The sequence below is a fragment of the Salmonella sp. SA14318 genome, from assembly GCF_029866905.1.
GTDB lineage: Bacteria > Pseudomonadota > Gammaproteobacteria > Enterobacterales > Enterobacteriaceae > Salmonella > Salmonella enterica.
Genome location: NZ_CP123282.1, coordinates 3,835,660 through 3,848,732, shown reverse-complemented (window position 1 = coordinate 3,848,732; position 13,073 = coordinate 3,835,660). Strand labels below are relative to the sequence as shown.

General features: G+C 54.2%; 12 protein-coding genes. 6 read left to right on the top strand and 6 right to left on the bottom strand.

Features of this window, described 5'->3' with window-relative positions; translation table 11 throughout:
* The 3 genes from ispH to rihC all read left to right on the top strand — a co-directional run bounded on the left by ispH (nt 1) and on the right by rihC (nt 3,289).
* Nucleotides 1-951: a 4-hydroxy-3-methylbut-2-enyl diphosphate reductase gene (gene ispH, locus QEN32_RS18370; protein WP_001166428.1), complete on the top strand. Its 951-nt coding sequence runs from the start codon at nt 1-3 to the stop codon at nt 949-951.
* A 199-nt stretch (nt 952-1,150) separates the two neighbouring features.
* A complete protein-coding gene (locus QEN32_RS18365) occupies nt 1,151-2,353 on the top strand; it encodes a hypothetical protein (protein ID WP_020898360.1) in 1,203 nt (400 codons plus the stop codon).
* Nucleotides 2,354-2,368: 15 nt separating this feature from the next.
* Entirely contained in the window at nt 2,369-3,289 is a 921-nt protein-coding gene (rihC, locus tag QEN32_RS18360; protein ID WP_265322017.1) for a ribonucleoside hydrolase RihC, read from the top strand.
* On the opposite strand, the gene QEN32_RS18355 is transcribed toward rihC, so the two are convergent.
* The 6 genes from QEN32_RS18355 to citS form a co-directional block, all read right to left on the bottom strand.
* Nucleotides 3,290-3,997: a response regulator gene (locus QEN32_RS18355; protein ID WP_131039894.1), complete on the bottom strand. Its 708-nt coding sequence runs from the start codon at nt 3,995-3,997 to the stop codon at nt 3,290-3,292.
* A 1-nt stretch (nt 3,998) separates the two neighbouring features.
* A complete protein-coding gene (locus tag QEN32_RS18350) occupies nt 3,999-5,618 on the bottom strand; it encodes a sensor histidine kinase (protein ID WP_023216942.1) in 1,620 nt (539 codons plus the stop codon).
* Between the two features lie 134 nt (nt 5,619-5,752).
* Nucleotides 5,753-7,054 carry an oxalacetate decarboxylase subunit beta gene (locus tag QEN32_RS18345; protein ID WP_265322016.1) on the bottom strand — a complete coding sequence of 434 codons (1,302 nt, stop codon included), beginning with the start codon at nt 7,052-7,054 and terminating at the stop codon, nt 5,753-5,755.
* A gap of 12 nt (nt 7,055-7,066) precedes the next feature.
* Complete coding sequence (gene oadA / locus QEN32_RS18340; protein ID WP_265322015.1) at nt 7,067-8,836, bottom strand: sodium-extruding oxaloacetate decarboxylase subunit alpha; 1,770 nt, start codon at nt 8,834-8,836, stop codon at nt 7,067-7,069.
* Between the two features lie 15 nt (nt 8,837-8,851).
* Nucleotides 8,852-9,091 carry an oxaloacetate decarboxylase subunit gamma gene (locus QEN32_RS18335; protein ID WP_001001155.1) on the bottom strand — a complete coding sequence of 80 codons (240 nt, stop codon included), beginning with the start codon at nt 9,089-9,091 and terminating at the stop codon, nt 8,852-8,854.
* A 158-nt stretch (nt 9,092-9,249) separates the two neighbouring features.
* The gene (gene citS, locus QEN32_RS18330; protein WP_086805751.1) at nt 9,250-10,590 is read right to left on the bottom strand and encodes a citrate/sodium symporter CitS; all 1,341 of its coding nucleotides are present in this window, start codon (nt 10,588-10,590) and stop codon (nt 9,250-9,252) included.
* A 244-nt stretch (nt 10,591-10,834) separates the two neighbouring features.
* On the opposite strand from citS, the gene citC reads away from it, so the two are divergent.
* The 3 genes from citC to citE are packed head-to-tail and all read left to right on the top strand — an operon-like array spanning nt 10,835 to nt 13,067.
* The gene (gene citC / locus QEN32_RS18325) at nt 10,835-11,878 is read left to right on the top strand and encodes a [citrate (pro-3S)-lyase] ligase (protein WP_077463622.1); all 1,044 of its coding nucleotides are present in this window, start codon (nt 10,835-10,837) and stop codon (nt 11,876-11,878) included.
* 29 nt (nt 11,879-11,907) lie between these two features.
* Nucleotides 11,908-12,201, top strand: coding sequence for a citrate lyase acyl carrier protein (gene citD / locus QEN32_RS18320; protein WP_000691461.1), 294 nt, complete (start codon nt 11,908-11,910; stop codon nt 12,199-12,201).
* Nucleotides 12,198-13,067, top strand: a complete 870-nt coding sequence (citE, locus tag QEN32_RS18315) for a citrate (pro-3S)-lyase subunit beta (RefSeq protein ID WP_001247809.1) — start codon at nt 12,198-12,200, stop codon at nt 13,065-13,067. Before citD ends, citE begins: the two co-directional genes overlap by 4 nt.
* Nucleotides 13,068-13,073: the final 6 nt, after the last annotated feature.

Genomic DNA, 13,073 nt, shown 5'->3' with positions numbered 1-13,073 from the left:
ATGCAGATCCTGTTGGCCAACCCACGCGGTTTTTGCGCCGGGGTAGACCGCGCTATCAGCATTGTTGAAAATGCGCTCGCTATTTACGGCGCGCCAATTTACGTTCGGCACGAAGTCGTGCATAACCGCTATGTAGTGGACAGCCTGCGCCAGCGCGGGGCGATCTTTATAGAGCAAATTAGCGAAGTGCCGGATGGCGCCATTCTGATTTTCTCCGCTCATGGGGTTTCCCAGGCGGTGCGTAACGAGGCGAAAAGCCGCGATCTTACCGTTTTTGACGCCACCTGCCCGCTGGTGACGAAAGTCCATATGGAAGTGGCGCGCGCCAGCCGTCGCGGTGAGGAATCTATTCTCATCGGCCACGCCGGGCACCCGGAAGTGGAAGGCACCATGGGTCAGTACAGCAACCCGGAAGGGGGGATGTACCTGGTTGAGTCGCCAGAGGACGTCTGGACGCTGAATGTCAAAAATGAAGGCAAGCTCTCCTTCATGACGCAAACCACGCTTTCCGTGGACGATACGTCCGATGTGATTGATGCGCTGCGTAAACGCTTTCCGAAAATCGTCGGCCCGCGCAAAGACGATATTTGCTATGCCACTACTAATCGTCAGGAAGCGGTGCGGGCGCTGGCGGAGCAGGCTGACGTGGTGCTGGTGGTCGGCTCGAAAAACTCTTCTAACTCTAACCGATTGGCGGAACTGGCCCAACGGATGGGAAGAACCGCGTTTCTTATCGACGATGCGGCGGATATCCAGGAGGCGTGGGTGAAAGAAGCCGCCTGCGTCGGCGTCACCGCTGGCGCTTCCGCGCCGGATATTCTGGTGCAGAATGTTATTGCGCGTCTGCGCGAGTTTGGCGGCGGCGAAGCCGTCACGCTTGAGGGGCGCGAAGAAAATATTGTTTTTGAAGTGCCGAAAGAGCTGCGTGTGGATGTTCGTGAGGTCGAATAAGATTTCATAATTCAGAAATCTGCCTGATGACGCTACGTTGACCAGATCTTAAGAATTTCTTTTGATATTCAATGTGCGACAGGAAGAATAAGGCGTAGTCGTCATCCGTTGCTAATGCCCCACCTTTTTGCTATTCATCTGAAAAACCAGCACAATCGTTGCTGGTTTTTTAGTTGTAATGCCTACAGGGATAAGGGAAATGGGCAAAATAAAATATGGATTGCCAACGTTACTCGCCATCGGCTTTTGGATGGACGCAACAAGCGCCACGGTGCTGGAGCTACCCGCCTGGGAGCGAAACTATACCGGAACTATCGCGGGGAAACCGGTAAACGTTAATATCACGCGATTTGGTAACACGCTTTATGGGTATTACTGCTATGAACCTTGCAATCAGCACAAGGCAGCGATTGTTCTACGCGGCTCACTCCAGGATAAAGAGGTACATCTTGAAGAACGCGTAAAGGCGCTTTCGGGTTACTGGAATGCGGAAATCTCCAGCAGTGAGATTAAAGGCGAATGGACGTCCGCAGATAAAAAACGACATTTTCCTGTTGCCCTTATCTACCTCAAACCTAAAAACTCCCCTGATATTGTGCTGGTCACGAACACGAATGATGCAGGGGGTTACGACCCTTCCAAAGAGATTGATTGCGGCAATACGCCGGCCATTTCGGCGATAAAATTATACCGTGATGGTAAACTCATACAGACCTTAGATACCGCCTCGGTGGGCACTTGTAGCCCGTTTATGCCTCAATGGGGGGATGTCAATTTTGATGGCTACCCGGATCTGTCGATTGTAACAGAGTTACTTGCTGGGCCGGATGCTCCAGTACAAACATGGCTCTATGACCCCGCCAAACAGCGTTATGTTGATGCGCCAGCGTCTTATCAGGAAATCACTTCACCAGAGATCGATGCTGAACATAAACAGATTGTCAGCTATTGGCGCGGCGGTTGCTGCAGCCATGGCGTCAATGTGTATCGCTGGAAAGGAAAAACGATTGAACTGATCGATCGCGGTGAAAGCTACTTTCAGCCTGTGATAAGCAAAGGCAAAATGTATAACTGCTACATGACACCTTCCTACGCTGATGGGCGTATTATTTATCCGCTAGTACGTAAAAATGGTCATTTGACGCCGCCTCTTAGCCTTGATGGGACGTGTCAACCTTTTTGGCTAATCGGTAATGTTCGTACCGTGATTCAGGCAGAAAAACCCGGCGCTGAGCCCGAATCGCTTGAGATTCAGTGGCAGGAAAACAAAGCATCGCCAGGGCGTTTTTGCCCATTAGTTCCGTTTATCGAAGGTGATAAGCTAAGTCCGCGTCTGGTGACGGATGACGATGTGCCTGATACCTGTATCAGTCGCGCTGAGTATGAAGATATAAAACAATAGGTCAGGAGAGCGTTAATGACAGCATCCCTACACATTATTCTTGATACCGATCCGGGCATTGATGACGCGGCTGCGATTGCCGCTGCGCTGTTCGCCCCCGAGCTGGATCTGCAACTAATAACCACCGTTGCCGGCAACGTTTCGGTCGAAAAAACCACCCGTAATGCGTTGCAGCTTCTGCATTTCTGGGACGCCGATGTGCCACTTGCACAAGGGGCCGCGACGCCGCTGCTGCGTCCGTTACGCGATGCGGCATACGTCCACGGCGAATCCGGCATGGAAGGCTATGATTTTGTCGACCATCAGCGCCAACCGTTGGCGAAGCCTGCGTTTATCGCTATCCGGGATGTGTTGATGAACGCCCCGGAGCCCATGACATTAGTGGCGATTGGGCCATTGACCAATATTGCGTTGCTACTGATGCACTATCCGGAGTGCGCGTGTAACATTCGCCGTCTGGTGTTGATGGGCGGTTCCGCAGGGCGCGGCAATTTTACGCCTAATGCTGAATTTAACATTGCTGTCGATCCGGAAGCCGCCGCCCACGTATTTCGTAGCGGCATTGAGATTGTGATGTGTGGGCTGGACGTTACAAATCAGGCAATGCTCTCGCCAGATTTTCTGAATAAACTGCCCGCGCTGAATCGCACCGGTAAGATGTTGCACAGCCTGTTCAACCATTATCGCAGCGGTAGTATGCGCACTGGCGTCCGGATGCACGATCTCTGCGCTATCGCCTGGCTGGTGCGTCCGGAGCTTTTTACCCTGCAATCCTGTTTTGTGGCCGTAGAAACGCAGGGGCAATATACCGCCGGTACCACGGTGGTGGATATTGAAGGGCGTCTGGGGCAGCCCGCCAACGCGCAGGTGGCGCTGGCGCTGGATGTGGACGGTTTTCGTCAGTGGGTAGCTGAGGTATTCGCCCGCGCGCCGTAATTACATGCTGGTGCCATAATCTGACACTTTGCCGCGATAGAGTCTCTCCGGCCTGCCCACTTTCCCGTAGCTGATCTCCGCTTCGAGAAAGTTATTTTTCACGCCTTGTTCCAGATAGCGTCGGGCAGTGGTTTTACTGCTGCCCAGAATTTGCGCCAGAGTGTCTGCTGTATGTACTGCCTGCGGGTCGGCGAATATTTGTCGTACCCGGTTGAAGGTGTTTTCATCAATTCCCCGCAGTCCGCTATTCGGTTCTGCGGTTTGTTCTTTGGCCTGGATATTAAATAAGGCATCAACGTGTGTCTGGTTTGCCTGCTCACTGGAACGTAACGAACTGCGGTAACGGGTGAACCGCTCCAGGGTATGCTGCAGGCGCTGATAATGTACCGGCTTAATCAGATAATCGAATACGCCCATGCGTAAGGCATCGCTGATGGTATCCATATGATTGTCGGCGGTAATGAAAATAATTCGCCCCGTGTAGTTGGTGCTGATGGTATGACGAATTAAATCGATCCCTTTGCCATCGGGTAAAAAATTATCCAATAGAATTAACTGTGGTTGATAGAGGCGTATTTGCTTCTTCGCACTTTCCAGTTTGTCTGCGATGCCGACGATTGAAAACTGGGGAAAAAGCTTGATGGTGTCCACCAGGATTTCCGCTAGCATCGGTTCGTCTTCAACGATGAGTGTCGTAATGCTATCCATGTTATTCTTCTCTGGTAAAAGGGATATAGAGGGTAAAAATGGTGCCAAAAGGATTATTGTTATCGACGATAATGTCGCCATTGGCCTGCTTGACGTAGCTGTGCACCAACCATAATCCAATTCCGTGATCGCCGTTGTTGTGGGTGGTCACTCCACGCTCGAAAATATGCTGGCGGATATTTTCGTCAATACCACATCCCTGATCGGCAACTTCAATAATGACTTCATTACCTTCGCTATTGATCAGGCACTCAATCTGTCGCGAGCCTTCGCTATTGAGCAGGGTGGCGTTATAGGCGTTGTCCAATAAATTGCCAACAATCGAAATCCATTCATTATGCGAGAGCGATGACGGCAGGTGTTCAACAAAGCTTGAAGGATCGAAAATCAGCTCCAGCCCCAGCTCTTTTGCCCGATAATATTTACCGATTAATAGCCCCGCAAGGTGGTGGTCGCGGAAATTATGGGAAATAAAATCGAGTACTTTCTGGTGGCTTTCCGACTGCTGCTGAATCAGCGCCAGCGCATTATCGTAGCGCTTCAGGAACAGCAGTCCGGCAATGGTGGAAATAAGGTTGCGATGCTCATGCTGCACGGCGCGCAGGTTATCGGCGTATTGCCGCACCTGACTTAACTGCAGGCTGAGTGTATTGATATCGTCTTTGTTGCGAAAGCTAATAACCCAGCCCTGAGGCTGGTTGTCAATAATGACCGCCATGCGACTGGCGATGACTTTCATTTGGTTAAAGGTGACGATCTCATCTTTTTTGTTTTTTTGCGGCGCATCGTAAAAGAAGGCCTCCGGCAACACGACATGGTGGATTGCATAGCCAATGAGTTCAGACTCCGGTTGGCTCAGATTCAGTAAGCGGCGAGCCGTTTGGTTAATAGCGGTAATACGGTGATGGGAGTCAATGGCGATCAACCCTTCAAATACCGACTCAAACAACACGCTTTGCTGAATTAATAGTTGTGAAAGCTGCTGCGGCTCCATGTTAAGCATCTGCTTTTTAATATGCAGCGAGAAGCGGCGGGCGCAGTACAACAGTACCAGCAGCAGTAACGCCATCGGGAACAGCAACGAGCTGATTTGTAAGTTAAGCCAGCTCTCCAACTGTTCCAGAGTATAGCCGACGGAAACAATACCGATGACTTTACCGGTACTGTCCTGAATCGGGGATTTACCACGTAAGGAAGAGCCTAATGAACCTTTGCGCACCGATACGTAGCTTTTAGCGTTATACAGCGCGTCGTCGCTATCGCCGCCCTCCATATATTTGCCGATCTCATCCGGGTTGACGTGATACAGTCGCTGACCTTTTTCGTTGCCAACGGTAATGTAAGTCGCATCCGAAAACGAGCGCATTGGGTCAATCAGCGCTTTGATGCGTGACAAATCATGCGCCTCTACGGCTTCAACTAATTCTGGCATAGCGGATATTTGCATTGCCTGAATAAGCGCACGTTGGCCCACCTGATAATGCAGGCGTTCTTTCGTGATATCGGTCAGATACCAGGTGATTGCCAGCATCACGATGGTGGATGTAAACAGGATCAGTAGAAATATCCGGTTTTGAAACGAGCGTCTGGCAAACCAGCGTGTAATTTCCCGTATAAACATATTGGTATTTAGATATTTAATTACGGTATTTTCTTGCATTCGGCATCACCGGAACCTGAACCAGTTCATACTTACTTTTCTTTCAGAAAAAATTTGGATGAAAATGGGATACGACATGCGTATCCCATCCACTATTACATCGCCAGTACGTATTTCAGCATCACCCCGGCGGCAATCGCCGAACCGATAACCCCCGCCACGTTCGGGCCCATCGCGTGCATCAGCAGGAAGTTCTGCGGGTCTGATTCCAGCCCCACTTTGTTCGATACGCGGGCCGCCATCGGCACCGCCGACACCCCCGCCGAACCGATAAGCGGGTTGATTTTGTTCTTACTGCACAGGTTCAGCAGCTTCGCCATCAGCACCCCGGCCGCCGTCCCGATACCGAACGCAATCACACCCAGCAGCAGAATGCCCAGCGTCTGCGGCTGCAAAAACTTATCCGCCACCAGTTTTGCGCCCACCGACAGCCCGAGGAAGATGGTCACGATATTAATCAGCCCGTTCTGTACCGTGTCGCTCAGACGCTCCACCACGCCGCTTTCGCGCATCAGATTGCCAAAGCAGAACATCCCCAGCAGCGGCGCGGCGTCCGGCAGCAGCAGCGCCACCAGCATGAGCAGCACCACCGGGAAGAGGATTTTTTCCCGCTTACTCACCGTGCGCAGCTGCACCATGCGGATTTTCCGCTCCGTCTCGCTGGTCAGCGCCTTCATAATCGGCGGCTGGATTAACGGCACCAGCGCCATATACGAGTACGCCGCCACCGCGATGGCCCCCAGCAGCTCCGGCGCCAGCTTGCCCGACAGGTAAATCGCCGTCGGGCCGTCCGCGCCGCCGATAATGCCGATGGCCGCCGCCTGCGGCAGGGTGAAGCTGATAAGGCCGAAGTAGTTCAGCGTCAGCGCCCCCAGCACGGTGGCGAAGATGCCGAACTGCGCCGCCGCGCCGAGCAGCAGGGTGCGCGGGTTGGCCAGCAGCGGGCCGAAGTCGGTCATCGCGCCCACGCCCATGAAGATGACCAGCGGCGCGACGCCGGAGCCAATCGCCACTTTATAGAACAGCGCCAGCACCCCCGGCGTGTAGCCCATGTCCACCGCCAGGTTCTCCATCTGGCTCTGCACCGACGGCAGCGCCAGCGCTAATGCCTCTTTAATGGCGTGCACGTCCGGCGTACAGTTGAGCTTCGCGGCAATCACCGCCAGCTGCCCGGCGTCGTGATGCGCCAGCAGGCTTTCCAGCGCGGTCAGCGCCATACCCGCTTCCGGGATGTTGGAGAGCAGCCCGCCGAAGCCAATCGGCAGCAGCAACAACGGCTCGAACTTCTTCGCTATCGCCAGCCACAGCAGCAGCAGGCTCACCAGCAGCATGATGGCCTGGCCTGCGCCAAGGTGCATCAGCCCCATGCCCTGAAGCAGGGCGTTCAGACTTTCCATTTCAGTTCTCCGTTACGCCAGCGTCATCAGGGTGTCGCCCACGGAGACGGCGTCCCCGGACTTCACCGCGATACCGCGGACGGTGCCGGCCTGCGCGGCGCGGATTTCGGTTTCCATCTTCATGGCTTCCAGAATCAGCAGCACGTCGCCTTCGGCCACCGTCTGGCCCTCGGTGGCAATCACCTTCCAGATATTGCCCGCCAGCGGCGCGGTGACCGGTGTGCCTGCGCCTGCCGGGGCGGCAGCCTGAACCGGTGCGGAAGACGGGGTGGCAGCAGTGAGCTGGCTGATATCGCCGCCGTCGCTGACCTTCACCACAAAGGCCTTACCTTCCACTTCCACGGTGTAGACGCCGGAGGCAGCGGCTTTTGCCGGGGCAGCAGCAGGCTGCGCGGCTTCCGCCTGCGGCAGTGGCTCAAACGCCGCCGGGTTATGGCGGTTCTCAAGGAATTTGAGGCCAATCTGCGGGAACAGCGCCACGGTGAGCACGTCGTCAATGGCGTTTCCCGCCAGAGTGATACCCTTCTCCTGCGCCTGGCGCCTGACGTCCGCTTCCAGTTCAGCCAGCTCCGGTTTCAGCAGGTCCGCCGGGCGGCAGGTCACCGGGGCAGCCCCTTCCAGCACGCGGGCCTGTAACGCCGCGTTGACCGGCACCGGGGTGTGGCCGTATTCGCCTTTCAGAATGCCAGCGGTTTCTTTGGCGATGGTTTTGTAGCGCTCGCCGGTCAGGACGTTGAGCACCGCCTGGGTGCCGACAATCTGTGAGGTGGGGGTCACCAGCGGGATAAAGCCGAGGTCCTCGCGCACGCGGGGGATTTCCGCCAGCACCTGGTCGAGTTTGTCCGCCGCGTTCTGCTGCTTCAGCTGGCCTTCGAGGTTGGTCAGCATCCCGCCCGGCACCTGGGCCACCAGAATACGGCTGTCGTAGCCTTTCAGCTGGCCTTCAAAGGCGTGGTACTTTTTGCGCACCTCGCGGAAGTACGCGGCGATGTTTTCCAGCTTCAGGATATCCAGCCCGGTGTCATGCTCAGTACCTGCCAACGTCGCCACCAGCGCTTCGGTGGCCGGGTGGCCGTAGGTGGCGCTCATGGACGAAATCGCCGTGTCGACGCCGTCAACACCCGCCTCGATAGCCTTCAGCAGGGCCATCTCCGCCATCCCGGTGGTGGCGTGACAGTGCAGGTGCAGGCGCACCTCAAAACGTTTTTTGATTTCGCTGACCAGCTCAAAAGCGGCCATCGGGGTGAGAATGCCGGACATATCCTTGATGGCAATCGAGTCAACGCCGGTCTCTAACAACTGTTCGGTTAAGTCCAGCCAGGTCTGCAGCGTGTGCGCCGGGCTGGTGGTATAGCTCAGTGTGCCCTGGGCGTGCGCGCCGTGGCTGCGCACCGCCTGTAATGCGGCCTTCATATTGCGCGGGTCGTTCATGGCGTCGAAGACGCGGAACACGTCCATGCCGTTTTTCACCGCGCGTTCGACGAAGCGCTCCACCACGTCATCGGCGTAGTGGCGGTAGCCGAGCAGGTTCTGGCCGCGCAGCAACATCTGCAGCGGGGTTTTGGGCATGGCTTTTTTGAGCTCGCGCAGGCGGACCCACGGGTCTTCGCCGAGGAAGCGGATACAGGCGTCAAAGGTGGCGCCGCCCCAGCACTCCAGCGACCCGTAGCCCACGTCGTCGAGCTGAGCGGCAATCGGCAGCATGTCATCAAGGCGCAGGCGGGTGGCGAACAGAGACTGGTGGGCGTCACGCAGGACGACGTCGGTAATGGCAATAGTCATGGATCCCTCCGGGAATTAAGCGTTAAGGCGGTGATGGTGAATGGCGGCGGCAATCACCGGCTTTAAGCGGGTGAAGTCGTCCACGACGGGAACGGCGCGCGGTGCGGGCGCGGCGACGGGTTCCGGGAAGAAGCGAGTAATCACGGCGGACATGCCGCGGATGGCAAAGATGAGCAGGAACAGAAAGCTCAGTACGAACCCCATCCCTAAAAACATCAGGGTGAAACCTTCACCCAGTAGTACAGCTTCATTCATGAATCATTTTCCATAATGAGAGGCACGACGGTGGCCTTGACGACAACCTTCCTGGTGAATCCGGCTAAGGAGTAGAGTGGATTTCCCTTGGCCACCTCTGGCTTTGGCCTCTACTTTTCTCCAGGTCGTTTGCGGCAAAGACACCGCCGTGCGTTTTTTTACACCATCATGCTGAACACGATGCTAGCGATAACCAGCACAATACCGCCGCCCAGACGAGAGGAAATTTGTGCATATGAAATGAGGTTCATACGGTTACAGGCGGAGAGCACTTCCAGATCGCCGGAGCCGCCGCGGTTGGCCATACAAAGACCCGCAGTAATGGATGATTCAATCGGGTAGAAGCCAATCAACCAGCCCCCGATAGCTGCGCCAACGACAGCGCCGACCACAATGATCGCGGCGATAACGACGTTCGCGAACGTCAGGGCATCGATGATCTCTTGCAGATCGGTGTAGCAAACACCCACACCTACCATCAACACCCACAGCAGTTGTTTGGAGAAGAAGTCAGAAAGACGTTTCGCCCCGGCTTTAATCTCCGGTGAGCAAAGACCTGATGCGTTCAGCGCAGCAACAATCAGAACCATCCAGGCGAAGTAGTGAATAGAGACGCCGCCGATGCTTGGCAGAATTTTCTTGGCAACAACATAGGCCAGCAGGAAGCAGGTGGTGGATAGCACCATGCCAACCGCCGTTTCACGATGGGTAATCTGACCGGCCTTTTCATCATCTTCGGTTTTGAAGGAAGCCTTACGAACCAACTCGCCTTCACCGCTAAGCCAGGTGTATTTTTTGCCTATCATATCGAGGAGGGCGGCGAAAATAATGGCGAAGATATTCGCAATGGTCAGAATAGCAATAGCCGTTGAGTAATACTCTTCGCGAGAACGTCCGGTAACCGAGTGATAAATTTCAGACAGAGGCACGGCGCCCGCGCCGTTACCACCGCCCATAATCGGCAGAACGTACAGCATCATGATACGGTCGACCGGGATACCGAAGCACAGACCAATGACGATACCGAAAAGGGACGCGCCGACAATCCCGGTGAGGATGGTTGGGATATAGCCCAGCAGTGATTTTAATAGCAGCTTACGGTTTACCGACAGGATCGCGCCTGTGATCAACACTGCGATAAACAGGTTAAGGAAGTTGCTTTTATCCATTACGTTGCTGATCGCATCAATTTCTTTCTGCGTAAATATGCCAGCATAGACAAAATAAGCTGCAACCAGAAATATCATAACCGGTGCGCCGCCAATATATTTATTGAAGATCGGTAAACGTTTGCCGATTTCACCAAAAATGGCCCCCATCACAAACATAAGGGCAAAACCACCGACTAAGTCAGTCGGTATAGCGTTATAGAAATGAGACAGTAATAAAGTAATTAATGCAAAGGCATAAAGCGGTAGCGGCATACCAAAGATTTTGAATCTGAGTAAATCGCCAGCCCCCTTTTTCTCCGTCGCCGAAGCCTGGGTCATGTTGGTCATAAACATTTTCCTGTGTATTGATGGGTAACAAGACCCGCGCATACTAATAAATTCAATGAACCGTGAGATGTGACTATCTTCACTGAATGGTTGTGTTTTTAATTAATTTAATTATTTTTATTAACTCTGGTTAATTAAGGAAATAAAAACCATAAAGCTTATAAAAGCAAGGGGGAAAGTGTGATGTCTATTCCAGACGAGTAATACAAACGCTGGCGAAATATGCGACGTTATTTGCTGACGGATGCAGAATAGAGTGAATCTAATATTTAAACGCATTTATTTGCAAAAGGATGTATTGCGTCGCGAGTCGGTCGCCATGTTTCTGGAGGGCGTGGGACTCGCCCTGGAAGACGATTGTGAAATCGCGGTATGCGCATATTGGCAGGGTGAGATAGTTGGATGCGGCTCGCTGGCCGGGAACGTACTGAAATGCATCGCCGTTTCCCCGGTTTTACAGGGGGAAGGACTCAGCCTCAAACTGCTGACTGAGCTGCTTACATTGGCCTACGAGTTAAACCGCAGCGAGCTTTTCCTGTTCACTAAGCCGCAAAATCGGCTGCTGTTTTCTGGCGCGGGGTTTTGGCCCATTGCGCAGGCAGGTGAGCTGGCGGTGTTAATGGAGAACAGCAGTGAACGATTAGCGCGCTTTTGTCGCCAACTGGCGCTTTATCGTCAACCGGGAAAAACGATCGGCGCCATCGTCATGAACGCCAATCCGTTTACCTTGGGCCACCGTTATCTGGTGGAGCAAGCGGCTGCGGCCTGTGACTGGTTGCATCTGTTTGTAGTCAAAGAAGATGCTTCATTTTTTTCCTATACCGACCGTTGGGCGCTGATCGAACAAGGAATCGCGGGCATTGACAACGTCACGTTGCATTCCGGCTCCGCTTATATGATCTCGCGTGCGACGTTCCCCGGCTATTTCCTCAAAGAAAAAGGGGTTGTGGACGACTGCCATTGCCAGATCGATCTGCAACTCTTCCGTGAACATCTGGCTCCAGCGCTGGGGATTACCCATCGTTTTGTCGGCAGTGAACCGTTTTGTCCTCTGACCTGTGCCTATAACCAGCGAATGCACGACATTTTACACGATCCGAAGCGCAGCGGCCCGGTTATTGAGGTCGTCGAGCTGGCGCGGGTAGAGAAAAACGGCGTGGCTATTTCCGCCTCTCGCGTCAGAAAACTGTATAGCGAACGTAATTGGTCGGCGATAACCGCGCTGGTGCCTGCTGGCACCCTGGCATATCTGCAGCGGCATGCCGCCAGACACACTGAAACTATATGACGTAACACCGTTAACAAGGAACATAACTAATGAAAATCATTAAAGATGCCCTGGCAGGCACGCTGGAATCCAGCGATGTGATGATCAGGATTGGTCCATCCAGCGAGCCAGGAATTCGGCTGGAGCTAGAGAGTCTGGTGAAGCAGCAGTTTGGCGCGGCGATTGAGCAGGTGGTTCGGGAAACGCTGGCGAAACTCGGCGTTGAACGCGCGCTGGTTAGCGTCGATGACAAAGGCGCGCTGGAGTGTATTTTACGCGCCCGAGTGCAGGCGGCGGCGTTACGCGCTGCAGAACAAACGGAAATTCAATGGAGTGCGTTATGAGACCTCGTCGCAGTATGTTGTTTATTCCCGGCGCAAATGCGGCCATGTTGAGCACCTCGTTTGTCTACGGTGCGGACGCGGTGATGTTCGACTTAGAAGACGCCGTAGCGTTACGTGAGAAAGATACCGCCCGTCTTTTAGTCCATCACGCGCTTCAACATCCGTTCTATCAGGATGTTGAAAAAGTGGTGCGCATTAATCCACTGAACACGCCGTTCGGTCTGGCCGATCTTGAGGCCGTCGTGCGTGGTGGCGCGGATATCGTGCGTCTGCCGAAAACCGACAGCAAAAACGATGTGCTGGAGCTGGAAGCGCAGGTCGAACGGATCGAACGTGAATGTGGACGTGAGGTCGGCAGTACCAGGCTGATGGCGGCGATCGAATCAGCGAAAGGCGTGGTCAATGCCGTCGACATCGCCACCTCCAGCCCGCGCATGGTGGCAATTGCGCTGGCGGCATTTGATTACGTGATGGATATGGGCACCTGCCGGGGCGATGGCACCGAGCTGTTCTACGCCCGCTGCGCAGTGCTGCATGCGGCGCGCGTTGCGGGTATTGCCGCCTATGATGTCGTTTGGTCGGATATCAATAATGAAGAAGGCTTCCTGAAGGAAGTGCAGTTGGCGAAAGGGCTTGGTTTTAACGGTAAGTCCTTAGTGAACCCACGTCAGATTGAGCTGTTACATCAGGCTTATTCTCCGACACGTAAAGAAGTTGAGCATGCGTATGAGGTGATTGCCGCCGCTGAAGAGGCTGAGTCTCGCGGTCTGGGCGTCGTTTCACTCAACGGCAAAATGATTGACGGCCCGATTATCGACCACGCGCGTAAAGTGGTGGCGCTGTCGGCTTCCGGTATTCGTGATTAAGGAAGG